This window comes from Pseudoramibacter alactolyticus ATCC 23263, from assembly GCF_000185505.1.
Classification (GTDB): Bacteria; Bacillota; Clostridia; order Eubacteriales; family Eubacteriaceae; genus Pseudoramibacter; species Pseudoramibacter alactolyticus.
Genome location: NZ_GL622359.1, coordinates 631,649 through 657,818, shown reverse-complemented (window position 1 = coordinate 657,818; position 26,170 = coordinate 631,649). Strand labels below are relative to the sequence as shown.

23 protein-coding genes are annotated in these 26,170 nt (G+C 47.9%); 15 read left to right on the top strand and 8 right to left on the bottom strand.

The window, feature by feature from the left end; all coding sequences use genetic code 11:
* Positions 1 to 66 precede the first annotated feature (66 nt).
* The gene (locus HMPREF0721_RS03165; protein WP_040640224.1) at positions 67 to 1,740 is read right to left on the bottom strand and encodes a 2-isopropylmalate synthase; all 1,674 of its coding nucleotides are present in this window, start codon (positions 1,738 to 1,740) and stop codon (positions 67 to 69) included.
* Positions 1,741 to 2,336: 596 nt separating this feature from the next.
* On the opposite strand from HMPREF0721_RS03165, the gene HMPREF0721_RS03160 reads away from it, so the two are divergent.
* The gene (locus HMPREF0721_RS03160) at positions 2,337 to 3,437 is read left to right on the top strand and encodes a metallophosphoesterase family protein (RefSeq protein WP_006598101.1); all 1,101 of its coding nucleotides are present in this window, start codon (positions 2,337 to 2,339) and stop codon (positions 3,435 to 3,437) included.
* The gene (locus HMPREF0721_RS03155; RefSeq protein ID WP_006598100.1) at positions 3,427 to 5,829 is read left to right on the top strand and encodes an ATP-binding protein; all 2,403 of its coding nucleotides are present in this window, start codon (positions 3,427 to 3,429) and stop codon (positions 5,827 to 5,829) included. Before HMPREF0721_RS03160 ends, HMPREF0721_RS03155 begins: the two co-directional genes overlap by 11 nt.
* 65 nt (positions 5,830 to 5,894) lie before the next feature.
* Here the strand turns inward: HMPREF0721_RS03155 and HMPREF0721_RS03150 are convergent, their stop codons facing one another.
* The 3 genes from HMPREF0721_RS03150 to HMPREF0721_RS03140 are packed head-to-tail and all read right to left on the bottom strand — an operon-like array spanning position 5,895 to position 8,052.
* Positions 5,895 to 7,157, bottom strand: coding sequence for a phosphotransferase (locus HMPREF0721_RS03150; RefSeq protein WP_006598099.1), 1,263 nt, complete (start codon positions 7,155 to 7,157; stop codon positions 5,895 to 5,897).
* A gap of 40 nt (positions 7,158 to 7,197) precedes the next feature.
* A complete protein-coding gene (locus HMPREF0721_RS03145) occupies positions 7,198 to 7,680 on the bottom strand; it encodes a EutP/PduV family microcompartment system protein (protein WP_006598098.1) in 483 nt (160 codons plus the stop codon).
* A 3-nt stretch (positions 7,681 to 7,683) separates the two neighbouring features.
* Positions 7,684 to 8,052 carry a BMC domain-containing protein gene (locus tag HMPREF0721_RS03140; RefSeq protein WP_006598097.1) on the bottom strand — a complete coding sequence of 123 codons (369 nt, stop codon included), beginning with the start codon at positions 8,050 to 8,052 and terminating at the stop codon, positions 7,684 to 7,686.
* A gap of 227 nt (positions 8,053 to 8,279) precedes the next feature.
* On the opposite strand from HMPREF0721_RS03140, the gene prmA reads away from it, so the two are divergent.
* The 8 genes from prmA to holA all read left to right on the top strand — a co-directional run bounded on the left by prmA (position 8,280) and on the right by holA (position 15,843).
* Positions 8,280 to 9,227 carry a 50S ribosomal protein L11 methyltransferase gene (prmA, locus tag HMPREF0721_RS03135; protein ID WP_006598096.1) on the top strand — a complete coding sequence of 316 codons (948 nt, stop codon included), beginning with the start codon at positions 8,280 to 8,282 and terminating at the stop codon, positions 9,225 to 9,227.
* Complete coding sequence (locus HMPREF0721_RS03130; RefSeq protein WP_006598095.1) at positions 9,227 to 9,964, top strand: RsmE family RNA methyltransferase; 738 nt, start codon at positions 9,227 to 9,229, stop codon at positions 9,962 to 9,964. The genes prmA and HMPREF0721_RS03130 overlap by 1 nt, the downstream gene beginning before the upstream one ends.
* 26 nt (positions 9,965 to 9,990) lie before the next feature.
* Entirely contained in the window at positions 9,991 to 11,289 is a 1,299-nt protein-coding gene (gene mtaB / locus HMPREF0721_RS03125; RefSeq protein ID WP_006598094.1) for a tRNA (N(6)-L-threonylcarbamoyladenosine(37)-C(2))-methylthiotransferase MtaB, read from the top strand.
* A gap of 15 nt (positions 11,290 to 11,304) precedes the next feature.
* The gene (locus tag HMPREF0721_RS03120; RefSeq protein WP_006598093.1) at positions 11,305 to 11,649 is read left to right on the top strand and encodes a histidine triad nucleotide-binding protein; all 345 of its coding nucleotides are present in this window, start codon (positions 11,305 to 11,307) and stop codon (positions 11,647 to 11,649) included.
* Positions 11,650 to 11,781: 132 nt separating this feature from the next.
* On the top strand, positions 11,782 to 11,967 hold the full coding sequence (rpsU, locus tag HMPREF0721_RS03115; protein WP_006598092.1) for a 30S ribosomal protein S21: 186 nt from the start codon (positions 11,782 to 11,784) through the stop codon (positions 11,965 to 11,967).
* A gap of 16 nt (positions 11,968 to 11,983) precedes the next feature.
* The gene (locus tag HMPREF0721_RS03110; protein ID WP_006598091.1) at positions 11,984 to 12,430 is read left to right on the top strand and encodes a GatB/YqeY domain-containing protein; all 447 of its coding nucleotides are present in this window, start codon (positions 11,984 to 11,986) and stop codon (positions 12,428 to 12,430) included.
* A 156-nt stretch (positions 12,431 to 12,586) separates the two neighbouring features.
* A complete protein-coding gene (locus tag HMPREF0721_RS03105; protein WP_006598089.1) occupies positions 12,587 to 14,782 on the top strand; it encodes a DNA internalization-related competence protein ComEC/Rec2 in 2,196 nt (731 codons plus the stop codon).
* Between the two features lie 44 nt (positions 14,783 to 14,826).
* Positions 14,827 to 15,843 (top strand): DNA polymerase III subunit delta, encoded by a 1,017-nt coding sequence (holA, locus tag HMPREF0721_RS03100; RefSeq protein ID WP_169310201.1) that lies wholly within the window; start codon positions 14,827 to 14,829, stop codon positions 15,841 to 15,843.
* A gap of 65 nt (positions 15,844 to 15,908) precedes the next feature.
* On the opposite strand, the gene rpsT is transcribed toward holA, so the two are convergent.
* On the bottom strand, positions 15,909 to 16,175 hold the full coding sequence (rpsT, locus tag HMPREF0721_RS03095; protein ID WP_006598087.1) for a 30S ribosomal protein S20: 267 nt from the start codon (positions 16,173 to 16,175) through the stop codon (positions 15,909 to 15,911).
* 218 nt (positions 16,176 to 16,393) lie between these two features.
* Between rpsT and lepA the strand changes: the two genes are divergently transcribed.
* The gene (gene lepA / locus HMPREF0721_RS03090; RefSeq protein ID WP_006598085.1) at positions 16,394 to 18,202 is read left to right on the top strand and encodes a translation elongation factor 4; all 1,809 of its coding nucleotides are present in this window, start codon (positions 16,394 to 16,396) and stop codon (positions 18,200 to 18,202) included.
* Positions 18,203 to 18,260: 58 nt separating this feature from the next.
* Here the strand turns inward: lepA and malQ are convergent, their stop codons facing one another.
* Genes malQ through HMPREF0721_RS03075 form a run of 3 tightly spaced genes read right to left on the bottom strand, consistent with a single transcriptional unit; the run spans position 18,261 to position 20,817 of the window.
* Positions 18,261 to 19,859: a 4-alpha-glucanotransferase gene (gene malQ / locus HMPREF0721_RS03085; protein ID WP_006598084.1), complete on the bottom strand. Its 1,599-nt coding sequence runs from the start codon at positions 19,857 to 19,859 to the stop codon at positions 18,261 to 18,263.
* Positions 19,856 to 20,563, bottom strand: coding sequence for an HAD hydrolase-like protein (locus tag HMPREF0721_RS03080; protein ID WP_006598083.1), 708 nt, complete (start codon positions 20,561 to 20,563; stop codon positions 19,856 to 19,858). The genes malQ and HMPREF0721_RS03080 overlap by 4 nt, the downstream gene beginning before the upstream one ends.
* Positions 20,560 to 20,817, bottom strand: a complete 258-nt coding sequence (locus HMPREF0721_RS03075) for a hypothetical protein (protein WP_040639875.1) — start codon at positions 20,815 to 20,817, stop codon at positions 20,560 to 20,562. Before HMPREF0721_RS03075 ends, HMPREF0721_RS03080 begins: the two co-directional genes overlap by 4 nt.
* Before the next feature lie 185 nt (positions 20,818 to 21,002).
* On the opposite strand from HMPREF0721_RS03075, the gene uvrC reads away from it, so the two are divergent.
* The 4 genes from uvrC to prfA all read left to right on the top strand — a co-directional run bounded on the left by uvrC (position 21,003) and on the right by prfA (position 26,141).
* On the top strand, positions 21,003 to 22,925 hold the full coding sequence (uvrC, locus tag HMPREF0721_RS03070; RefSeq protein ID WP_040639874.1) for an excinuclease ABC subunit UvrC: 1,923 nt from the start codon (positions 21,003 to 21,005) through the stop codon (positions 22,923 to 22,925).
* Between the two features lie 24 nt (positions 22,926 to 22,949).
* Positions 22,950 to 24,029: an HPr(Ser) kinase/phosphatase gene (hprK, locus tag HMPREF0721_RS03065; protein ID WP_156788686.1), complete on the top strand. Its 1,080-nt coding sequence runs from the start codon at positions 22,950 to 22,952 to the stop codon at positions 24,027 to 24,029.
* Positions 24,030 to 24,057: 28 nt separating this feature from the next.
* Positions 24,058 to 24,924, top strand: a complete 867-nt coding sequence (locus tag HMPREF0721_RS03060; RefSeq protein WP_156788685.1) for a DegV family protein — start codon at positions 24,058 to 24,060, stop codon at positions 24,922 to 24,924.
* 146 nt (positions 24,925 to 25,070) lie between these two features.
* The gene (prfA, locus tag HMPREF0721_RS03055; protein ID WP_040639873.1) at positions 25,071 to 26,141 is read left to right on the top strand and encodes a peptide chain release factor 1; all 1,071 of its coding nucleotides are present in this window, start codon (positions 25,071 to 25,073) and stop codon (positions 26,139 to 26,141) included.
* Positions 26,142 to 26,170: the final 29 nt, after the last annotated feature.

The following is a 26,170-nucleotide window of genomic DNA, read 5'->3' as shown; positions in this document are numbered from 1 at the left end:
ACAAAAAATAAAAACCACCAGATCAATGTGAGCTGGCGATTTTTATTTGTCATAGTTTTGCAATTGTTAAGCCTTTTCAGGGCCGATTTGGTTGATGGCGGAGACAAGGCCCTTGATCGACGCGACGATAATATCGTTGTCGATGCCGGCCCCCCACACAATGCGCCCATCGCCGAGGGTTAAGCCGATATAAGCCACTGCCCGAGCCTTTGAACCGCTTTCCAATGCGTGTTCGCTGTAGGCCAGGTCGACGATGGGGGTGTGGATGTGGCGGATGACCGTGTTAAACACCGCGTCGATACGGCCGTTTCCGTCTTCCTCATAGTCACCGATATCCCCCTCATTATTGATGGTTAAATGGGCACGGATCCGTCCGTTCTCCAATTGTTCAAAATGCGCTTTTGGGATGCCGAAGTAGTCTTCTTTATTGACATAGGTATCCATAAAGATCTGATAGACTTCGTCCGGCATGAGTTCTTTGTGGGCATGGTCTGAAACGTCTTTGACTGCATATCCAAAGTTTTCGCGCATTTTTTTTGGCAGATTAAAACCGTATTTCTGTTCGAGCACATAGCCGATGCCGCCTTTGCCGGACTGGGAATTGATGCGAATGACATCCTTTTCGTACCTGCGGCCGATATCCGTGGGGTCAATGGCGAGATAGGGGACATCCCAGGTGTTTTTATGGTCTTCTTCCCGCAGATGCATGCCCTTGGCAATGGCATCCTGATGAGAGCCGGAGAAGGCGGCAAAAACCAATTGCCCGGAATAAGGCTGGCGTTCATAAACTTGCATGCGGGTATCGCGTTCGTAGGCTTCCACCAGTTCCGGCAGATTGCTGAAGTCAAGTTTGGGATCGACCCCGTGGGTGTACATATTGAGCGCCAGGGTAATCACATCGACGTTTCCGGTGCGTTCCCCATTGCCGAAAAGCGTCCCTTCGACGCGGTCAGCGCCGGCAAGAAGCCCCAATTCCGTATCGGCAACGCCGCAGCCTCGGTCGTTGTGCGGGTGAAGCGAAAGCAGAACGTTGTCGCGGTATTTGAGGTGCTTGCTCATGTATTCGATTTGACTGGCATAAACATGGGGCATCGATAATTGAACGGTAACCGGGAGGTTGATGATGACCTTGTTGTCGGGGGTGGGCTGCCATACGTCGAGCACGGCGTTGCACACATCGAGGGCGTAATCAATTTCTGTGCCGGTGAAACTTTCCGGGGAGTATTCAAATTGGAAATTGCCATTGGTTTCCTTGGCCAGACGATCGAGGAGCTCGGCACCATCGACGGCGATTTTTAAAATTTCGTCCTTTGGCTTGCGAAAAACCTGTTCGCGCTGGGCCTTCGAAGTGGAATTGTAGAGGTGGACAATGGCCCCTCTGCAGCCGTCCAGAGCTTCAAAAGTCTTTTTGATGATATGCTCTCTGGCCTGAGTCAGCACCTGAACGGTCACGTCGTCGGGGATCATGTCCCGTTCAATCAGCGTGCGCAAAAATTCGTATTCCGTTTCTGAAGCGGCAGGAAAGCCGACTTCAATTTCTTTAAAGCCGACCTTCACTAAGTAATTAAAATAGTCCAGTTTTTCTTCGAGGCTCATCGGGATGATCAGCGCCTGATTGCCGTCGCGCAAGTCGACAGAACACCAGATAGGCGCGTGATCGATGTATTCCTTGGCAACCCAATCGTTGGACGGTTCCGGGGGCATAAAATATTGGCGGCGGTATTTTTTGTAATTCATCATTTTGGGTTCCTCCTGATAGATAAATGGGCGGGCGGCAGGAGCCATTAAAAAACGCCTCCATGCCAGATGCATAGAGGCGAGGACGCATCGTTGAGATGCGGTTTCGCGGTACCACTCTATTTCGCAGCGAATATTGATTGCATATTCATTGCCTCATTATCGGATACGTCCCGGCAAGCATTGCTAAGATTATATCCTCCCAGGATAACGGATGGGATCCGGTTTGCCTAATGATTAAAACGTTCAGCTTACCGCTCGAGGGCCAGTTCAAATTCCTTTCACAACCGCTTCACATCGGCCAGCGGCTTTCTGGATACTCGGAGGAAATTTACTACTCCCTGTCAATGCGTTGGATTTATATTAGCGTTCACATATACAATTGTCAAGAAGTTCGGCAAAAATATGCAATAAAAAAACCGATTTTTTTCAAGATCGATTAAAAAATCTTCCGTAAATAAAAGTTTCCAATTCTGTTAAAGAAAAAAAGCTATGTTATAATAAAAAGCATTAAGAAAATGAAAGGGCTGAACATTTGATGAGAGGCATTTAAATGGACAGCACAATCAACACTTCAAGTGATAAGGAAAGGATGACTGATGAAAATATCCTTTATTCATACGGGAGATATTCATTTAGGGCGTCAGTTTCATTTTAAAGGCGGTGATCCGGAACTTGGTGAAAGACGACGCATGGAGCTCTGGAAAACTTTTGATAAAATCATTCAAACGGCCGAAAAAAATCATATTCATTATCTGATTATCAGCGGTGATCTTTTTGATTCGCTGGAGACGGATATCAAATTATTAAAAATGGTTTCGGAACGACTGAGCCGGCTCACCGTGTCGAAGGTGATCATTTGCCCGGGCAATCACGATTATTACAGTCCGGCGAGCCTTTATGGGCTGGTGGCCTGGCCGGAGAACGTCACGATTTTTAAAAGCGGCAAGATGGAAGACGTGTATTTCGAAGACACACAGACCCATATTTACGGGCTTGGGTGGACGCGCGATACCTACAAGCAAATGCCGTTTAACGCCGGCCATTTGCCGGTCCAGGAAACGGATAATAATATTTTGGTCTTGCATGGAGATGCTTTCAATGTTCAGAGCCCCTTTATGCCGATCGATCTCAGCCTGTTTGATTATTTTGATTACGTGGCGTTGGGGCATATTCACAAAGGTACTTTTTTAAACAAGCGCGCGGCTTATTGCGGTTGCCCCGAACCTTTGAGTTTTAAAGATGGCGGCGATTGCGGCATCGTCGTTGGGCAAATTGATCGGCATCATCTGCAGACACAAAACGTCTTGACGCAGAAACGGCGGTTTATCACGCGGATCATTGGCGTTGAGCCGGGAATGACAATGGATGATTTACGGCGCATTTGCACCGGCGTCGATAAGGAACCTGCGCGGATGCGTCATTTGTATCGGCTTAAGCTGGAGGGCTATCACAATGTGGATCTTTCGCTCGAATGGCTGCAGGAAGAGCTGTCCCATCTTTTTTATTATTTGGAATTGGACGGGAACGCCTTAGAGCCGGATCTCGATATTGACCGTCTGCTGGAAGAAAATGCGGATAATATCATCGGCCGTTTCATTCAGGAAATGCGGCGCAATGGGACGGATCCCGTTGCAAAAAAAGCTCTTTACTATGGGGTTGAAGGGCTGCTGCAGCACGGAGGCAATCATGAAAATTAAAACGCTGAATCTCCATGCCTTCGGTAGATTTAAAAACACAACCATTGAAGTGTTGGATGGCTTTAATTTGATTTTCGGGCCCAATGAAGCGGGAAAATCAACGATTCAGGCCTTTATCGAGGGGATGTTTTTTGGCTTTTACAAACCCTATCGCAAACGCCGGACGTATAGTGATGATTACGAACGTTATCGGCCGTTGCACAGTGATAAATATTACGGATCTATCATTATCGAAGATAATGCCGGGCGAGAAATTCGCATTGAACGGGATTTTTTGCAGGAGCGAGATGGCGTTCGCATTTTTGACAACATCACCGGGGAAGATATTTCGGAGACTTATCCTTACGATCCGGTGACCAAGCAGTATATACCGCTGGGATACAACGCTGTTAATTCTTCTGTGTATAATAACACGGTTAATTTTAAACAAATGGCAACCCGTTCTGATGAAGATCTCGCAGCGGAAATCAACAGCCGGCTGATTAACATGGCTGGTGACCAGACCGGGGATATTTCGGTGACGGGTGTACTGGATTATCTGGCGCAGAAAAAAGAGGCCATCGGCACCTTTCGACGAAGTCAGTCCAATTATGGGATAACCGTTCGCAAGCGCGATGCCTATGAAGAAGCATTAGATCTCGCACAGAAAAAGTATCAGCGGATTCGGACCAATCAAAAGCGAATTTTGCAGTATCAGGATCATTTGGCGATACTGGCAGATAAACAGAGCAAGCTGGAAACGGCTAAGCGTGATCGCGAGCAGCAGGCAGTGGACGCTCAGCGAAGAAAAGTTGAAGCGGTTCGGACTGAAGGGAAGAAGCTTCAGAATCAGATTGATGTCCTAACGGCACAAACTGCCTATTACAAGCCGGAAATAGACGATCAGCTTCGATTGATGGCAAAGCATCGCGAAGATCTGACGCGAAAGAAGACCGCAATTCAAAAAGAATTAACCAGTGCAAAAGACAAATTGGAACAGGCAACGCATCGGGAAGCGCAGCTGTCGCAAAAGCTGAGCGGCATCGACGAGGCCAGTGTCAATGACGACTGGGCTTTGTATCGGCAGTGTATGGGTCAGCCTTTGGCGGAAGATGGAGCGGCTGAAAGGAAAACGGGTCGGACTTTTGCCGGCGGTCAGGGTCTTTTGGGAATCAGTCCCTTCGTTTGGGGCGGCGTGGTATCGGTCGGAATCGTATTGCTGGTTGTCGCCTTGTTAAATCCTAATGCGATGCTCAATTTTGGGTTGCAGGTGTTTCTTTCAGCGTTGGGATTAGCCGGAATGCTGGCCGGCGGAGGCTTCTTGCTGGTGCATCGATTGGGACAGACTTCGTCAAGCGAGCATCGAATATCGCAACAGCCGAAAACAACTTCTGAGACGGATGAAGCGGACTGGCTGGTAACGCAAATCATGGCCACTTATGGCCAGCGGCATCGCGTCGGATTTGAAAAAATCATGAAACGTTTGATAAATGCTTTTGAAGAACAGAAGCTGTTGAAAAAACAGGTGACGGATCTTCACTATCAAATTGATCGGCTGTCCGATGATGCGGCGGATTGCAGCGATGTGATACAACAGGAGACGGCCGCGATTCAGGCGATTTTATCGCCGCTGGAGTTGAATTCGATCGAGGATTACCGTGCCGGTGCCGGCATTCAGGAACAGATTCGGGATCTGCAGGCAAAACGCCAGGCCAATGCGGAACTGTACGAGAGTTTGTCCGGTGAAGATTATGTGCGTATGCCCAAACGGTCAGATTTGTTTGAAACAGACCGATCCGAAGATCGCAAATTAGCACAATCGATGGAAAGTGCCAAACGGGAGATTGCGAGTTTAGAAGGCGAGAACCAGACGCTCGCAGAGGAAACCGAATCCCCGGTGGTATTGAAAGAAAAAATTGAGGCACTCAACGATCAGATTGAGGCCTACGAAATCGAGCTTAAGGCTTGCGATATGGCCGAAGCCTTCTTCAATCAATATCAGAAGGAAAGCCACTATATGCGGGCCGGCGATCTCAATCAGAAGATTGGGGATATTTTGGGAAAAATCACACACAAATATCGCGAAGTCAAAGTGGATGATCAGCTGAATATCCGGGTGGTGAGCCCGGGCAGCGGGGCATTGATCGACCTGAAGCAATTATCCGGCGGGACCATCGATCAAATTTATTTTGCACTGCGATTTGGCGTGCGGGATATTGTGGATCGTGGCAGAAACTTGCCTTTTATTTTGGACGATCCCTTTGTTCAATACGACGATGTTCGCAAGAAAGCGGCGATTCAATTTTTGAATCAGGTGAGTAGGGACGATCAGGTTTTGCTTTTTACCTGCAGCAGTGATGAAAAAAATATCATGGATGAAGCCGGCATGCCATATGTTGGTATCGGCATTTAAAAAAGACCTCGAAAGCGGTTGCCTTTCGGGGTCTTTTTGTGTGGCACTGGGCACAAATATACGGTTTAGAGTTGAAAAGCGGATCGCGGATGATGCACGGTCAACGTTTTTAAATAATGGGTGAAAGCGGCCATATTTGGCGGTGCGATGCGATTGGTGAATAGATCTTCAAAAATGGTCAGCATGAGCAAAGTCGGGTAGAGGCGATTTTCGCCAAGGCGTTTCAGATCATGGCATAAAGCGGGATCCGGAAGACGGGAAGTGGCGTTGATCGCCATGAAAAGCAATGCTTCTTTGAAATGCGCCAAAAGATAATGATCGACATCCAGATGCTGCAGGGGATAATTGATTGCCTTATTGGCTTCGACCAGTCGTCTGAAGGTTTGATCGAAGCTGTCATAAAGAGCGATCATTTGGTTGATCAAATAAGCTTGGAAGGCTGAAACGTCTTTGGAATTCGCCTGTCTATCGCCATACCAGGAGAGATAGTTGAGAACAAAGGATGCGGTAAAGCGTCCGAGATCCTGGGCGATGGGGCCAAAGCCGGCGAATTCCGTGTCGATGACTTTGATGTGTTCGGCATCAACCATGATATTTGACGCGTGAATGTCCGTGTGAATTAAACATTCTTTGGCATTTAAAAAGCGGTCGGCCAATCGTTTGATTTTTTGCTGGATGGTCGGATTATCGATAATGCGCTGGCGAAGAGGCCGTGTTTCGAGCTGCATCGGCCGTTCCAAGGTTACGACACTGTTGCTTTGAAAGACGGAGAAAAACAAGGTGTCGTAAGCGCCGTTTTTAAAATAGCGACAAAGTTTTTCAAAGCGGTAACGCGTCATGTTGAGTGCAGACGAGTCGAAAAGATTCCGGGTAAAAAAGCGGCCCATTCGTGAAGCCAGCATCGGATATTGATGCATCCGGCTGTTTTCGTGGCGCAGCATTTTCAGCGCGCTCAGGTCTTCCATGACGGTGATGCCCAGGGGCTCGTCATAAAGGTAAATTTCCGGACAGATACCGGGAGAAACTTGATTCCAAAAAATTAAAACGGCGTTTTCGTTGCGGATGCGGGTGGGATCGATCGGTGGTTTAGCACGGTCTTCCGGGCTGTCCGTGCGGCTGATAGGAATGGCGCAGACGCGTTTAATAACAACCGAACGGCCGTTGGATCCGCTGACCCGAAAAAGTTCGTTCATAAAACCTTCGGCGCTTTCTTTAACGTTGTGCAAATCTTCAATGCTTAAGGTGCAGCTTTGAGGGAAAAGCTTATGGTCCTTCAGGTATTGACCGATCCAAGAGATCGTTGCCGGGTGTTTTTGCTCTTTTGCCATGGAAACTCCTCAAAAAAGCCCGGATGTTCCGGGCTCAGGTTTAACGAAAAATATTGTCTTTGACATCGAGATAACGATGAATCTCTTCGGTGAGTTCGGGAATGCCCTCCCCAGAAAAGGAGGAGACTTCAAAAATTTTGTCTTTTTTAATGCCGGCGTACTCGAGATAGTGATGACTTCGGGCGATATCGGCTTTTTCGTCGTTTCGCCGATCGATTTTTGTGACAACGCCGATTACGGGGACATTAAAGAACGAAATAAAATTCGGACGGATGGAGTTCATGGTGTCCACACAGGAACTGACCATGATGATCAGGGCACTGTCCAATGAAACGGAAACGGCCTGATGGGAAAAAATGGACATCTCGATGAATTCGCCCGGCGTATCGATAAAATTATCGGTGTAGGTAACCTGCTGGGTTTTGGCGTATTTCAATTCTTTTTGCTGGAGACACTGCATCAATGTGGTTTTGCCGCTTCTGATTCTGCCCATTAGAGCGACACGATTGCGATTGCTGGCCATCGATTAAGAGTGGGTGATATGATCGGGGACGTCGAATCCCAAAGTGTTTTTGAGGAATTCAATGATGGCGCGAACGGCAGAGTTCACATCGCTGATGGCCCCGGTGATGACGAGAGAACCGCTGAATCGGTCGAGAAAACCGATTTGAACGGCGGCAGCCTTGGTGCCGACATCCGCTGAGATAATGGACGCTTCGCTTGGTGTGATGGTTAGGATGCCGATGGCATCGTTGCGGTCGTCTTCAAGGCCGAGCTTGACATAGACGTCGTGTTTGGGATTGGCAATCACGTGCGCAAGGGTCACTTGCTTCCCGGGGACGTATTCTTGTATTGAGCGTTCAATGCCTTCGCGATCTTTATCTAAACTGGGCATGGGGTTCTCCTTGTGTCTTGATGATTTGTTTGTATTCTACCATATTTTGGTTTCGATTACTCATGGAGCGCCAATATTTTTCCCTAATAGACAAAATACTCCTAAAATGTTTTTCACGCTTGTATTCTTTTAGACGGTCGTATTATAATAGGCCTCATGACAAGGGGCGGATGGACCGGCCATGACTGGCAGTGTATCGAATCAGCATTAAAAGAAAGGATAGCGCGATGAATTGGAAGGAAGTCCGTGTGACAACGTCTCAGGAAGCGGAGGAAGCCGTGGTCAATTTGTTTTATGAGGCAGGCGCCAAGGGAACCGCCATAGAATCGGCAGCCAATCTCAGCGCGATTCGAGATAATAAAACCGTCAATTATGTGGATGATCGGATTCTTGCCATGGATCCGGAGACGTCTTGTGTGACCGGTTATCTTCCGGATGACGAAAACTTTGAAACACAATTGCGGCAGATTAAGCAAGGGCTGAGCCATCTTTTGGAATGGGGACTGGATCCCGGCGCACGCACCGTCACGGTGCGGGAGATGGCTGAAGAAGATTGGGCCAATTCCTGGAAACAATTTTACAAACCGACCAAAATCGGCGATAAAATTGTGATTAAACCGACCTGGGAGCCTTATACGGCGCAAGCCGGTGAAATGATTGTCAATATGGATCCGGGGATGGCCTTCGGCACCGGAACACACGAAACAACGCAGCTTTGCGTGCTCGCATTAGAAAAATATCTGCATCCGGATGACCTGGTGTATGATGTTGGCTGTGGTTCGGGAATTTTGTCCATTGTGGCCGGGAAATTAGGGGCGCAAAAAGTCGTGGGCGTGGATTTTGATCCGGTTGCGGTGGATGCCGCTCGATCCAATGTGGCCCTCAATGATTTGAGTGAACAGGTTGGCATTGAAGAAGGAGATTTGCTCGAGGTCATTTCCCAGGATCATCAGGCAGATCTTGTCGTTTCGAATATTCTGGCAGAAGTGATCATTCGTCTGGCGGATTCCATTCGGCTGTATCTGAAAGACGATGGCATTTTTATCGCATCCGGCATTATTCACGAGCATTTGAATGAAGTAAAAAATGCTTTGAAGATCAGGGCATTTGACATCGTGGCGACAGACGCGATGGGCGAATGGGACGTGGTGGTCGCGCGGAAGCTGGTCCAATAATGCATCGTTTTTTTGTGAAGCCGGAACAGATTCACGGCGATCAAATTATAATTGACGGCGAAGAATTTAAACATGCTGCTAAGGCGGTGCGGATTCGCGACAATGAGCTTTTTGAAGTGTGTGATGGCAGCGGTTTTGACTATCATTGTTTGATCACCTGTCGGGAAAAGGAACAATTAACGGCGGTGATTCAAGAGAAACGGCCGTCTGCGGGTGAATTGCCCTACACGGTGACGTTGTTTCAAGGATTGCCCAAAGGTCAGAAAATGGATGAAATCGTCCAGAAAAACACAGAATTGGGAATCAGCAGCGTAGTGCCTTTTGTTTCGGCCTTTTGTGTGGCCAAACTGGAGGAGCCGGATAAGGTGGCCAGGAAATGCGGTCGGTGGCAGCGCATAGCCTTTGAGGCGGCTAAGCAATCCAAACGAGGGAAAATACCACAGGTGCACGAGCCTGTCGCCTTTCAAAGAATGTGTGAGATCGCGGCAGATTTTGATTTGGTGATCATAGCCTATGAACACGAGATGGACAGGCCTCTTCAAACCGTGCTTGAAGGGCGAACACAGTACCGAAACATCGCCGTGATTGTGGGATCGGAAGGTGGATTTTCCCGTGAAGAAGTCGAAAGGCTGGAGGCAGCGGGTGCAAAGAGCGTTTCGTTGGGCAGGCGCATCTTGAGAACGGAAACAGCCGGCATGGTCTTACTGGCTCAAATCAATTATGCATTTGGCCAATAATAAGCGGATGAGTAATAAAAGAGAATATGAAAAAAAAAGTTGCATTTTATAATTTGGGATGTAAAGTTAACGATTTTGATACCGAATCGATGAAAGCCTGCTTTTTAAAAGTCGGTTATGAAGTGGTTCCTTTTGATACAGCGGCGGACGTATATGTGGTGAACACCTGCACTGTGACCCATCTCGGCGATCGTAAGAGCCGGCAGATGTTGCGCAAGGCGCGGCGAAAAAATCCCAATGCGGTTATTGTCGCTGCTGGCTGTTATGCCCAGGTTGCCCCCGAAGAAATATCAAAAATTGAAGAGGTGGATTTGATTTTGGGCACGGCCCATCGTAATCGTGTGGTCGATGAGGTGGCGCGGTTCCAAGAAGACCATCATCGTCAAGTTTATGTGTCGGATATTAGTGAACAGCATATTTTCGAGGATATGCCCATTGCCGAACACCGTCGGCATACGCGGGCGTTTTTAAAAGTACAGGACGGCTGCAATCAATTCTGCACCTATTGCATCGTGCCCTACGCCCGCGGGCGCATCCGCAGCCGCAGGATCGATTCTGTTTGTGAGGAAGTCCAGCTTTTGGCTTCGGATGGATTTAAAGAGTTTGTGCTTTCGGGCATTCACATTGCGTCCTACGGCAAGGATATGCCGGGAGGCCCCGATTTACTCACCTTGATTCGCGCCGTGGATGCGATTCCCGGTGTGGCGCGCATTCGTCTGGGATCCATTGAACCGCTTTTGATGACGGAGACTTTTGTCGCGGGGCTCAGTGAGATTAAAAGCTTTTGTCCTCATTTTCATTTGTCGCTGCAAAGCGGCTGCGATGCCGTGCTCCGACGTATGAATCGCCATTATACGACGGAGCAGTATTTCGAAATTGTCCAACGGATCCGCCGGTATTTTTCAAAGCCGGCCATTACGACAGATGTTATCGTCGGTTTTCCGGGCGAAACCGATGAAGAATTCCAAGCGACAAAAGATTTTATGACTGCTGTTAATTTTTATAAGGTGCACGTTTTTAAATATTCTAAGCGGCATGGAACCCCGGCGGCCGATTTCGAAGGTCAAGTGGATGAGACAACGAAGCACCGGCGCAGTCAGGACCTTATTGCTTTGTCCCGCGAGCAAGAACAAGCATTTCTTAAAGAGAATGCGGGTGAGCGCATGCCAGTGCTGTTCGAGCAATTGCAAGCGAATCACCGCATCGAAGGACACACCCCTAATTATATTCCGGTGCGGATGTTCGCCGACGGAAAAAAAATAGGACAAATTCAAGAATTGATGTTACAATATTCAAAAGATCAAGCCTATATGGTGGGTGAATAGAGGGGAGAATGACCCATGGCAGAAGATTGCATTTTTTGCAGAATCGCTGAAGGCGAGATTCCGTCAGAAATTGTTTATGAAGACAAAGATATTATCGCTTTTAAGGATGTGAGTCCTCAGGCACCGATTCATATTGTGATCATTCCCAGAAAGCATTACACTTCAATTTTGGCAATTCCGGCAGGAGATGCCATCATGGGAAAGATTCAAACCGTGATCAGCCGTTTGGCGATTAAATTTGGTGTGGCGGAAGATGGTTTTCGGGTTGTTAACAATTGCGGAGAGGCTGGCGGACAAACGGTGCCGCATGTGCATTTTCATTTTCTGGCGGGCAGAAATATGGCTTGGCCACCAGGCTAATTCGGTTGAACGAAGGGCAAGAAATTGCCCTTTTTTATTGACAAAATTTAAGGATTGAAATATAATGTCTATTGCCCAACCCATATCAACTGATTTCCAAGGGTAGTTTTAACCAAGGAAGGGGGGATAAGAATGTCAGAAGTTAGAGTACGTGAGAATGAATCTCTGGAAAGCGCGTTAAGACGTTTCAAAAGAAAGACGGCCATGGCAGGTGTCATGTCTGAAATTCGCAAACGTGAGCACTACGAAAAACCGAGTGTTAAGCGCAAAAAGAAGTCTGAAGCGGCCAGAAAAAGAAAAATGAAGAAACACAGATAAAGGATGTGGCATAAGTTTGGCATTAAAAGAGCAGCTTCTTGCTGATCTGAAAACAGCGATGAAAGCCAAGGATAAAGTCCGCAAATCGACAATTACAATGATGCGCGCGGCGATTCTTCAGAAAGAGAAGGATCAACGTGTTGATGTATTGCCGGAAACGGATATTCGGGCCATCATCAGCAAACAGTACAAACAGCGCAAAGATGCGCTGGACGAGTTTACAAAAGCTGGACGAGATGATTTAATCGAACAGACAAGGGCCGAAATGGCAATCATTGAAGCCTACCTTCCAAAACAATTGTCGCAAGCGGAAATTGCAGCAATTGTTGATGAAACCATTCAGGAAGTCGGTGCCGCGAGCATGAAAGATATGGGAAATGTCATGAAAGCACTGATGCCAAAAATCAAAGGTGCAGCTGACGGGAAGATTGTCAATCAGATTGTCCGAGCAAAATTAGCCTAAGTGATAAAAGGGGAATGCAGAATTGCATTTCCCTTTTTATTTGATTTTAAAAGGATTTTTACAATAAATATAGAATCTTTTGTGGCGATGAAAGGCAGACGATGATATAATTAAAAAATAATTGAGTTTGTATTTTGAATCGTAGGGATTGAACAAATGAAAAGACCGGCCATTTGGATCATAGCAGGCATGATATTTATGATCCTTTGTGTCGGTTTTTTTGATGGAAAATCAACGGTTTATGATGCCTATATCGGGAAAACAATTCGAATTACTGGGGTTGTTGAAACGCTCCCGACTCGTCATAGACAGCAGGTGCGCTTTGTATTGGGCAAACCGGTTATCAATGGGGAACGGATTCATGGCAAGGTCATGACATCTGTGTCATGTTTTGGCAGAAAAGGCTATTTAAAGACGCTGCAGCCTGGAGATATCGTCAGAACCGAAGGAGCGCTGACGCTTCCAAATGGACGTCGGAATCCCGGCGGTTTTGATTACCGACGCTATTTAAAATCAAGGGGGATTTCAGCACAAATTTATGTGCCATATAAACATAAAGTGACCATCGCGGGGCAATGGTATTCACCGATTTTTTCGATATTGAAATTAAGAAAAAGTTTGACAGCGGCTTGTAATCAATATTTTAATCAACGCGTGGCTCATTTGTTAACAGGCATTCTTTTTGGTGATCTTCAGGGAGATACCCAATTGCGGGAAACATTTGCTGATGCTGGGATTGCGCATGTGTTAGCTGTTTCGGGACTGCATGTTGGTTATCTATGTGTAGCCGTCTGGTGGTTGTTCAAGGCGATGGGGCGCAAAGAAGCACAGGTCATGGCGATGACCGCTGTGGCCGTTGGCTTTTATATTGTATTGACCGGCTTTGCGGTATCCGTGGTTCGGGCGGCAATCATGCTGATGATTCCGTTTTGGGGACGGATAACAAAACGTCATGTGGATCGGCTTTCGGCTTTGTGTGTGGCGGCGATGATCATTCTTGCCGTTGCGCCGTATCAACTCTGGAGTGTCAGCTTTCAGATGAGCTTCGGGGCGGTGTTGGGGATCATTCTGCTGTACCGACCGTTGGTTTATCGCGTGACCCGCGGCTTGGACATTCGGTCACGTTGCGGGAAATGGCTCGTTCAGTCTATCGGCTTGACAATAGCAGCCACGATCGGCACCTTGCCGGCGACGTTATATTATTTTCAAACGGTGAATGTGATTGGGCTCGTGGGAAATCTGCTTGTGGTGCCGCTTGTCGGCATTTTATTAATCCTGGCCTTTGTTGTGATTCCTTTCCTGATGGTGTTTCCGGAGCTGGCACAGGTGATGGTCATTTTGCCATCGCTATTGGCAAAGTTCATTTTTGCGTTGACTGATCGGTTGCGTGCATTGGCTTTTTTCAACTTTCACGGTGGAGCACTGTCGCTTGCGGCATTTCTTTTGATTGTCATGTTTGCGTTGCTCGCTGCGGGCTATTTTAACCTTCGGCATTATCGGCAGGTTATGGTGGTTTCGATCGGGCTGCCGCTTTTAATTTTTTTGACCTTATTGCCGGGATGGCTGCCGCAGGGGTTAAAGATTACCTATTTGGATGTGGGGCAGGGCGACGCCGCATTGATTGAAACGCCGGCCGGCGGCGCTTATCTGATTGATGGCGGCGGATATGAAGACAGAATTCCGGGGGAAAATGCAGAGCGAACGCCCATATCCGAACAGGTGCTCTTGCCGGCACTTTACAGCAAGGGAATTACGCATCTGGATGGCGCGTTTATTTCTCACAATCACGCCGACCACGCCCAGGGGATTGAGGAGCTGGCTTGGAAGATTCCGATTGATAAGATTTATGTTTCGACGAAATACAATGGATGGTTGAGGCGTCAAAAGAAAATTCCGGTGGCTGTGTTGGCCCAAGGCGACGATTTAAAGACGAAAGATGGCTTGCAGGTGGCGGTGCTGTGGCCGGAGCGCAATATTGAAGCGGTTCCTGATGACCAACAAAATGAAGTTTCAATGATTTTGCGTCTGCAGTATGGGCGGCGATCATTTTTATTTACAGGCGATGCCGGTATTGAAACGGAGCTCCGATTGGATCCGCAGGCCATTGATGTGGACGTGTTGAAGGTCGGGCATCATGGGAGTGCCAGCGCGACATCTGCCGCTTTTTTAAAGTCTGTCACGCCGGTGATTGCGGTCATCTCTGTGGGACAGCACAATTGGTACGGGCATCCGACATCGGCAGTGCTTAAAAGAATCCGCCGATCAGGGGCACAATGTTATCGAACGGATCAAAACGGTGCTGTCGAATTGATCACAAATGGGAAAGCACTTAAAATTAAAACCTACGAATGAATAAAAAGTTTCAAGAAAGATTAAACAGCATCAAAAGGAAATATATGAAATATCAAGAATTGATGAAGCAAATGCGCAGCGGCCAGCCGGCCAATATCTATTTGTTTACCGGCCCGGAAGAATACATTGCTAAAATGATGGAAAAACAGCTGATTCAAACGGTTATTCCCGAGGGACTTAACCAGCTGAACGTCATGTATTTTAAAAATAAAGATTTTGAAATCGGGGAAGTGATTGCCAGTTGCCGCCAGCTGCCGATGATGAGCGAGCATCGTGTTGTTGTGCTGCGAGAAGAGACCGGACTTTGTCACAGCTCGGACACCAAAACCGCGGATGCTTTCTGTGCGTATCTGGAGAATCCGGAGCCGTCGACGATTTTGATCGTGCACGACAGCAAACCGGATAAACGAAAAAAAGTTTATAAAACACTTAAAAAGGTCGCTGCGGTTGTCGATTATGAAAAGCTGAATATGGTGGAACTTGAAAACTGGATTGCGATGCGCTTTAAACGCGCGCATAAAAAAATCGGCACACGCACGCTGCGAAATCTGATCGAAAGGACCCGATATCTCACCAGTGATGCCTGTGACATGGCGATGATCGATAACCGCGTGGCCCAGTTGATTGACTATCTGGGAGCTGAAGAGCTGGTACAACACCAGGATGTGGCAGAGGTGGTGCCGGACGCCGTTGATGATAATATTTTTAAAATGATTGATCATGCGCTGGGAGGCAATATGGCCGGAGCGATTGAAATGCTCGGGCGTTTTTATCTTCAGGGGGAATCGCCTTTTGGGGTTTTTGGATTATTGGCAGGGCAAATCCGGACGATGATGCAGGTGTGTTTACTGTCGCATCGGCGTATGCCGGTGAACATGATTGCCAAAAAAGTGGGGCGTCCGGTTTTTGTGGTCAAAAAGATGGCCGACCGCTCCAGAAAATACGGTTTTAACAAGCTTCGGGGATTGATGATTGCACTCGGAGACCTGGATCTGTCAATGAAAACCGGTGCCATCGATCCGGAACTGGGCATCGAACTGTTTATGATGCGCCTGGCATAGGAAAACGGACAAATAAAAAAGCGGCCGAACGGCCGCCCGAGACACGTGTTAGGGAATAAACGAGATTAGGCAGTGACTTTGTTGAGCGCTTTTGCCAACTGGCTCTTTTTGCGCGATGCCGCATTTTTGTGAATGACATGTTTGGCAACAGCCTGATCCAAACGCTTTGCAGCTGTGTTGAATGCATCCTGAGCCCTTGCCGCGTCGCCTTCTGAAATAACAGCCTTAAATTGCTTTTCGACTGTCTTTAGGTTCGTGCGAACAGCTTTGTTGCGCATGCGGGCAATTTCGTTGGTTTTTGCTCTCTTCATTGCTGATTTGATATTAGCCATTGAAGTACCGTACCTCCTCATTTATTGTTAACGTGAAAAGTATAGCACAGGCCGTTATTGAAAACAAGAAAAATTTTCAATCGCCCCTGGATTTACAAATGACTTTCATCAAGTATATTTGTGAGCCGGAGAGGGGGTATTTGCAAGCGAAAGCGGCTCTGTGTTAAGATAACAACGCCCATTCGGATGTAGAAAAAAATTAAAAGAAGGATTGATACATGTCTTTGACACAACAGGAAAGAACGCGCAATTTTTCGATTATTGCACATATCGATCACGGCAAATCGACGCTGGCCGATCGGCTTATCGAAAAGACAGGACTGATCTCGGCCCATGATATGGAAGATCAGCTTTTGGACAATATGGAATTGGAACGGGAACGCGGAATCACCATCAAGCTGCAGGCCATTCGCCTTTTGTACAAAGCAAAAGACGGCAATGAGTATATCTTGAATCTGATCGACACGCCGGGTCACGTTGACTTTACCTATGAAGTTTCCCGGTCACTCGCAGCTTGTGAGGGAGCCGTTTTGGTGGTGGATGCTTCTCAGGGGATTGAGGCACAAACCATTGCCAACGTCTATTTGGCATTGGACAATGATCTGGAAATTCTGCCGGTGATCAATAAAATTGATTTGGCATCGGCTGAACCGGACCGCGTTAAAGGGGAAATTGAGGACATCGTTGGTCTGCCGGCAGAAGATGCGCCGCTGATTTCTGCAAAAGCCGATATCAATATTGACGAAGTACTTGAAGATATTGTTCACAATGTGCCGGCACCGACCGGAGATGTCGACGCCCCATTAAAGGCTTTGATTTTCGACTCGTATTACGATCAATATCGCGGTGTGATTGCCTCGGTGCGCATTGTCGAGGGGACCATCAAAGCCGGTATGCGCTGTCATTTGATGGCCGGAAATTTGCAGTTTGATGTAGAAGAAGTCGGTTTTTTTGAAAATCAATTGTATCCGGGAGATAGATTGCAGGCCGGCGATGTCGGCTATGTGGTGGCCGGCGTTAAAACCGTCGGTGATATTGGTGTCGGTGATACCATCACGGAAGTGACGCGCCCGGCAGCAGATCCGCTTCCCGGATATAAAAAAGTGATTCCTATGGTATATTGCGGGATTTATCCGGCAGATGGTGCCAAATATGAAGATCTCAAAGAAGCATTGGCAAGGCTCCAGCTCAACGACGCGTCACTGCTGTACGAAGCAGAAACGTCTATCGCTTTGGGGTTTGGTTTCCGTTGCGGTTTTTTGGGACTTCTGCACATGGATGTCATCCAGGAACGGTTAGAGCGGGAATTTAATTTGGATTTAGTGACGACGGCACCTTCCGTGATTTATAAAGTGCTTAAAACCGACGGTGAATTGCTTTGGGTGGATAATCCTGCCAATTTGCCGGATCCCTCGGAGATTGAACACATGGAAGAGCCGATTGTCAATGCGACGATCATGGTGCCCAGCGATTATCTGGGGACGGTGATGGAACTGTGCCAGGAGCGCCGAGGAATCTATATCAATATAGAATATCTGGAGGAAACACGGGTTTCGGTGCATTATGAATTGCCGCTGAACGAAATTGTCTACGACTTTTTTGATGCGCTCAAATCGCGAACCCGGGGCTATGCCTCGCTGGATTATGAGGTGAAAGAATACCGCGAAGCTGATTTGGTGAAAATGGATATTTTGCTCAACGGAGATATTGTGGACGCCTTGTCGTTTATTTTCCCCAAAGAAAAAGCCATTACCAGAGGCCGCGTCATTTGCAAAAAACTCAAGGAAACCATTCCGAGACAAATGTTTGAGATTCCGATTCAGGCTGCTATCGGCAATAAAATTGTCGCGCGGCAGACGCTTTCCGCTTTGCGAAAGGACGTCTTGGCCAAATGCTATGGCGGAGATATCACCCGCAAACGCAAGCTGCTGGAAAAACAAAAAGCCGGGAAAAAACGAATGCGGCAGGTTGGCAGCGTGGAAGTGCCCCAGGAAGCCTTTATGGCGGTATTGAAGCTTGACAGTTAGGAATGAGAGAATAAGAAAGATCCTCCACGATGGTCATAATGATCATCGTGGAGGATTTTTATTGCTTCTGAGGTTTCAGGCGTTTATAGATGCGATTCATTTCAAAGAGCCAATGGCTGTCGGCACTGTCCAAAGCCTCCTGAGGAATCCGGAAACACCAATTGCCGCCGGCTTCGCCCGGACGATTCATGCGCGTGTCAGCGCCGTAGCCCAGGAAATCCTGCATGGGGACAATGGTCAGTTTTGCGGCACTCATCCACAAATGGCGGATAAAGGCGTGGCAAACCGGACTTTTCGGACCGCCCTGTTGCCAGGCGTCATCTTCGCAAAGATAATTGATATATTCAAAGGCGAATTGTCTGGCGCCGTCGTTGAGATCCCAGAGGTAGCCCAGGAGGGTGTTATTGTCGTGAGTGCCGGTGTAAGCGACGGTGTTGGGCAAATAATTGTGGGGCCAGTGGATGCCGTCGCCGGTGTCGATAAAAGCAAACTGCATGACGCGCATGCCGGGAAAACCGCTATCCCCAAGCAGTTGAAGAACGTCGTCATCCAATACGCCAAGATCCTCCGCAATGATACGCGGCGTCGCAAAATTAAAAGCGGCATAAACTTCATTGAAAAAGTCCATACCAGGGCCGGGAAGCCACTTGCCATTCTGGGCGGTTTCTTCATCTGCGGGGACGGCCCAATAGGCAGAAAATGCCCGAAAATGGTCGATGCGAACCGTGTCGAACAACGTTAAAGCCATGCCCAGCCGATCAAGCCACCAACGATAGCGATCTCTTTTCATTGCCTGCCAGTCGTAAAGGGGGTTGCCCCAAAGTTGACCGGTTTCGGAAAAATAATCCGGCGGAACACCGGCGACGCGGCGTGGCCGACCGTTTTGATCTAAATCGAAAAGTTCCGGATGGGCCCAGACGTCGGCAGAACCCAAAGCGACATAGATGGGCATATCGCCGATAATGGCAATTCCTTTCTGATTCGCATAGGATTTGATATCTTGCCACTGTGTGAAAAAAAGATACTGCAAAAAAATTTCATAGGCAATGGCATCAGCTAATTTTTCTTTGATTGTGTCAAGCGTCTTGGGGTCGCGTTTGCGAAGCGTTTTATTTGGCCAGTCCGCCCAGCAGGCAATGCCGAAGTCTTTGGCAATTGCCGTATAAAGCGCATAGTCTTCGAGCCAGGGCTGATCAGCGGTAAAAGCGTCGATTTTTTGCTGAAGGGCCGTGTCAACACGAGAAAAAGCTTTATGAAACAAAGCGGGCCGCGTGTCTTTAATCCAATTGTAGGCGGTGGCCCAGGGGGAACCATCGTATCGGGCGTCAGCGATTTCTTGCTCTGTGAGCAGTCCTGCGGTGTGCAGCGCATCAGGATCGATGAAATAAGGGTTGCCGGCAAAGGCGGACAGGCTTTGATAGGGCGAATTAAATCCATCGATAGGGCCGAGGGGTAAGACCTGCCAATACGCACAGCCGCAATGATCTAAGAAATCAACGAAATCTTTGGCGGATTGGCCCAAAGTGCCGATGCCGTAGGGTCCGGGAAGAGAGGCAATGTGCATTAGAATTCCGGAAGCACGGCCGAATTGCGGCGGTTTTTGAATAGCCGGTTGCGTTGAAACAACGGTATTAATTTTATTTATTAAGTGCTTCAATGGAGTCCCTCCTTTTGATGATGCGTGCGTAATTTATCCGCTGCTGATGCGACAAAATCCGAAAGGTCGCTGACGGACCGGGCAATAAAGAGCGGATGATATTTTTCGGCTGCTTCGTAATTGGCGAAACCGTAGCCATAGGTTACGGCGGCAAATGTGACATGGGTTTCCCAGGCGCCGATAGCGTCGTAATGGCTGTCGCCGATGAGCAGCGCTTCCTGCGGCTGTGTTTTTAATGTGTGAAGGGCGCGATCGATGATGGCTGCTTTTGTCGGGTTACTCCCATCGTGTTGCACACCGTGAATACAATCGAAGTAATGCGCAAGATGGCCGGTTTCGAGTGTTTTCCGGGCGATGGCTTCGCCCTTGAGCGTTGTGACACCAAGTTTGCAGCGGGCATCTTTCAGACTTTGGAGAAAACTGGCGATGCCAGGATAAGGCGAAGCAAGCCGATAACTCTTTTGGATTTGAAACCGGCGATGCATGATGGCCGCTTGACGCCCCTCTTCCGGCGTAAGCCCAAACGTCTTAACATAAGAGTCGATCAAAGGGGGGCCGACGAGCGCACGGAGCTGCTTGTCGGTCAAGGCCGGCCACTTCATGCTTTGCTGAACATGGCGAAAGGCGGCAAAGATGCCGGGGCCGGTATCCATCAAAGTGCCGTCGAGATCGAAAAGCACTGTGCGGTATTGAAATGTGTTCATGCCGTTGGGAGACGCCATCCCTGCCAGGAAAAAGATTCATATTCAGTTTTCAATAATTTCTTTGCCTCTTTCAAGATCTCTTTTTCGGACAGTGGCAGACGGATGTCTCGAATCTCAATGATCTCCAGCGGATAATCGAGGACGCGCTTGGTAAGTGTGTAGCCGTCGTCATAGATTTTGGGGGTAACTTCAACTTCAAAATGATCGTCGGACACCAATATGCTGGCGCCGCGTTTGTCTATTTTTTCAAACATAATAATCTCCTTTGTGAATACCTGTCCATTATAGCAAAAATAAAAGCTGCTGCCGAAAGGTTTTGTCATTTAAGGGCAAAAAAATTTTAAAAGATTGCCAAAAGGCAATTTATTGACTATATTATAAATAATTATTTTATATAATGACGATTAAAACAGACGAATTGAATAGAGGAAGTGACGCGATGTATAATCGTGATAATTTGAAAAATATTCCCAAGCGCCCGGGCATTTACATTATGCACAACCACGCCGGGGATATTATTTATGTGGGAAAGGCGAAAAATCTTTTCAACCGGGTGCATCAATACTTTCAAAATCCTAAGAAGCTGCCGCTCAAGACGCAAATCCAGGTTTCCCATGTTGAATCGATTGAAACCATTGTGGTCGATACAGAAATGGAGGCTTTGATCTTAGAATGCAATTTGATCAAGGAGCATCGGCCGCGTTACAATATCATGCTGAAGGATGATAAAAGTTATCCCTATATTAAAGTGACGGTTCAGGACAGATTTCCCAAGATTTTTATGACCCGAAATCACAAAAGGGACGGGGGGAAATATTTCGGCCCGTTCACCAATAGCATGGCCGTGCGCCAAACCATCGAAGCCCTTCAGAAGGTTTATCCGCTGCATCGGTGCAATCGTAAGCTCGCTTATGGCGTTCGCCGTGGGCGTCCCTGCATGTATTACCATATCGGGCAATGCACGGCTCCTTGTACCGGGAAGCTCACGGAAGAAGCTTATCGCGAGAATGTAAATGCCGTACTTGATATCCTCAACGGGAAAGAAAAAGAGCTGATTGATCGGTTGTCACAAGAGATGGCGGCGGCCAGTAAGCGCCTGGATTTTGAAACAGCGGCGAGCAAACGCGATCAAATTCAGGGAATCCAGATGGTGGTATCCCGGCAGAAGATCATCTCAGAAAATGAACAGGATCAGGATTTCATTGCTTACGCGGTGCAGGAAACGCCGGAAAAAAATGATGCGAAAGCGGCAGAGGGGCTGGCAAGCGTTCAGATTTTTAACGTCAGAGATGGCAAGCTTTTGGGCCGGCATCCTTCGATGATGACGGGCGTGGCCGGTGAATCATCGGAGAGTATCATGACCAATATCGTTAAACAATATTATGCGGGAGCGCATTTTATTCCGAAAGAAATTGTTTTATCGGGTGATTTGGCAGTCGATGAAGCAAAAACCATTCAGGCGTGGCTGTCCAGCCAGCGCGGCAGCAGGGTGACCTTGACGGTGCCGCAAAAGGGCGATAAGCAGCGGTTGATTGCCATGGTGCAAAAGAATGCAGATTTGGCGTTGAGCCAGTATTTGCTCGAAAAGCATCAGAAAGAGGAGAAAAAGAAAAGCCGCTTGGATTCGCTGCGGGATCTGTTGGATATCGACGCGATTCCCCATCGCATCGAGGCCTATGATATTTCAAATATTTCCGGGAGTGACAATGTGGGGGGCATGGTCGTTTTTGAAGAGGGGCGCCCTCAGCGAAAGGCTTATCGGCGCTTTAAAATCAAAACGGTCGAAGGACAAAATGATTACGGCAGTATGCAAGAGATGCTGTTTCGCCGCATTGAACATGGGATTCGTGAAATGAAAGAAGGAAAGGATTCCGGCGCGAGCTCTTTTCTGCCCTTTCCGGAAATTTTTATGATCGATGGCGGCAAGACCCATGTGGATGCGGCAAAGGCGATCCTCGCAATGTATCCTGAAATTAAAAGCGCTGTCTGCGGTTTGGTCAAAGACGATCATCATCAGCTTCGCGGATTGGTTTATCGGGACGAGGAATACAAAGTCGTTAAAGGAACGCCGTTAAGCACGTTAATGAATGAGATTTCAGAAGAAGTGCATCGGTTTGCGATTGGTTACCATCGGACGCTTCGTAAAAAAGGAATGTTGGCATCCCAGTTGGAGAGCATTCCGGGCATTGGCAAAAAACGACGGGAAGCGTTGATGCGCTATTATGGCAATATTCAAAATATTCGCAATGCGACTGTGGATGAAATGTGTGCTGTGAATGGGATGAACCAAAAATCGGCAGAAGCGGTTGTCGATTTTTTCAGTCGCCGGGCTGCAGAGAATCAAACGAAGGAAGAAGAATGAACGATGGGAAAGGGAAAGCGTGACATGAGTGAAAAAAAGCCATTATGCACCATCAATGTGGATGCGTTTTGCAAAGCGCTGGAGTTGGAAAAATTATACAGTCCAAGTGAGGACTTTGATTTATGGGATTCGGGGACAAACAGACCCGGGCTGCAATTGCACGGATACTATGAATATTTCGATGAAAGCCGGATCCAATTGGTTGGCAAGGTTGAAACATCGTATTTGATATCGCTCGACCCAAGGCTGCGAGAAAAACGTGTTGACGATTTGTTCAGCTATGATATACCGTGTTTGATTGTGTGCTGGGATTTGCCGGAAGCGGCGCTCTTTGAGAAGGCGGCAGCTAAATATCATCGTGTGTTGTTGAGAAGCAAGGAAAAAACGACTTCCTTGGTTTATCGTTTGGTGGATTATATCGATGATATAACGGCTCCTAAAACGGGTATTCACGGGGTATTGGTAGAAGTGCACGGCGTTGGTGTTGTGATTACGGGCGCCAGCGGCATCGGCAAAAGTGAAACAGCTTTGGAGCTGCTGAAGCGCGGCAGCAATTTTGTGGCTGATGACGTTGTAGAGATCACCTGTCATCACGGACATGAGCTCATTGGCGAAGCGCCGGAGATGTTACGCTATTATATGGAGGTCCGCGGGATCGGCATCATCGATGTCCGTATGCTCTACGGAGCGAAATCGGTTAAGCGGGAAGTCAATATCGATTTGGTGATTCGCCTGGAAAATTGGGATGATCATTCGCCCTATGATCGGCTGGGTTTGGATGAACAAACGACGAATATTTTAGGTGTGGAGGTGCCGTTGGTGACCATTCCCGTTTCCAGCGGACGCAATTTAGCGGCAATTATTGAAACAGCAGCCATTAATGCGCGATTAAAAGACGCCGGATACCGCTCGGCACAAATTTTTGTCGATAATATTGCCAAACACAACAAAAAAGAAGGCGAAAAAAAGGAACGGGAAGCCGCGCGGCAAAAAGAAAGGGAGACGATGCAGAAACTTGAAGAAAAGGCGCGTGAGAAAACGGAGGATCTTCAAGCAGATTTGAAAAAGCTTGCGCAGAAACAGAGCGCTGAAGAGCATTCGTAATCTGGATGGTTTAGATAAAAGGATGAATATGAAAAAAATTCACATTATAACAGATTCGGCCTGCGATCTGCCCGTAGAGCGCCTGCGTTCGTATGACGTTGAAGTATTGCCGCTGTATGTTACCCAGGGGGAGATCATCTTCCGCGATGGTATTGATATTTTGCCGGAAACCATTTACCGGCAGATGGCAGAAGGGGTTATTTACAAAACGTCGCAGATTCCTTATATGGATTATTTCCAATGTTTTGAGCGGCATGCCCAGGCAAAACAGCCGGCTTTATACCTTTGCTTTTCCAGTGGATTGTCGGGAACTTTTCAAACGGCCCAGCTGGCCTGTCACGATGTGTGTGAATGCTATCCGGATGCTGATATTCGCGTGATTGATACCAAGGCAGTGACCGGCGGCCTCGGGATGATTGTGGATGTGGTGGCTCTTGAAGCGCAAAAAGGACGTTCAATGAACGAATTGATCACACTGACGCAGCGGTGCACCGCTCATATTCACCATATTTTTACGGTGACCAATCTGGATTATGTGTATCGCGGCGGTCGGCTGAGTAAAACGTCGGCGGTATTAGGCAATGCGTTAAAGATTCACCCTTTTATGGAGGTGGATCGCGATGGCAAATTGCAGATCACGGATAAATGTCGGGGCGAAAAGCGCTTGCTGAAGAAATTTGTGTCTTATATGGAAACACATACTTATGATCTGGCGCATCAGAAAATATATTTTGTAGACGCGGTTCAACAGCCATTGGTCGATGCGCTGCAGGCCATGATCACGAAAAAAACCGGCAATACCAATTTTGAACAGACAACCTTGGCACCGGTGATCGGAACGCATATTGGTCCCGGCTCGATGACAGTTTTCTTTTTTGATGAAAATCCTTTGTAGCAGCGATGCGAATTGGTCGTTGGATGCACGTTCATTTTAGAAAAGCATTTGATTTCTCGAAGAATCGCTGGCAATGGGAGAAAAAATGCAGACGTGCAATGTAATGAAGCAAGATCAAGGTTTTGCTCACCGAAAAGGAGAACAAGATGTTAGAAAAATTGGATTTTTTAGAAGAAAAATATCAAAAGTTAAATCAGGAAATTTCGGATCCGGCGGTGATTGCCGACCAGGCCAAATGGCAGGATTTGATGAAAGAGCATGCCCATATGGAGCCGATCATTCAAAAATACAAAGCCTATCGGGAAGCGGATCAAGCGATCGCCGACAGCAAGGAAATGTTGGCCGATAAGTCCATCGATCCTGAATTCAAGGCCATGTGCGAAGACGAGCTGGCCGAGCAAACGGCACAATTGGCAACATTGGAAGAAGAACTGAAGATCTTGCTCCTGCCAAAGGATCCCAATGATGAACGCAATGTTATTGTGGAAATTCGCGCCGGAGCCGGCGGCGATGAGGCAGCGTTGTTTGCGGGCGATTTATTCCGGATGTACTCCCGCTATGCCGAGCGGCAGAGCTGGAAGATCGAAATTTTAAGCTCCAATATCCTGGATCTTGGCGGCATTAAGGAAATCAACTTTGCGATTCAGGGACAGGGAGCGTACAGCCGCCTGAAATACGAAAGCGGCGTTCATCGGGTGCAGCGCGTGCCGGAAACAGAATCCGGCGGGCGTATTCATACGTCGACGGCAACGGTGGCGGTGTTGCCGGAGGCAGACGATGTGGAGGTGGATCTCAATCCCAACGATATTCGCGTGGATGTGTATCGCAGCTCCGGCAACGGTGGACAATGTGTCAACACGACGGATTCGGCTGTCCGCCTGACGCATATTCCTTCCGGTCTGGTGGTAACCTGTCAGGATGAAAAGTCCCAAATTAAAAACAAGGCGAAGGCGATGAAGGTGCTTAAAGCGCGGTTGTACGATTTGGAAATGCAAAAGCAGCAAAGTGCGATTTCAGAAGAACGCAAAAGCCAGGTGGGGACCGGTGACCGCAGTGAACGCATTCGGACCTATAATTTTCCGCAGGGGCGCATTACCGATCACCGCATCGGGCAAACCGTGCATCAGCTGGAGGCTTTTCTCGACGGAGAGATTGATGAAATGATCAATGCGTTGATTACGACGGATCAAGCCAAAAAATTAGAACAGGCCGGATAAAACACGCAATTAAAAAGGCAGCTGTTTGC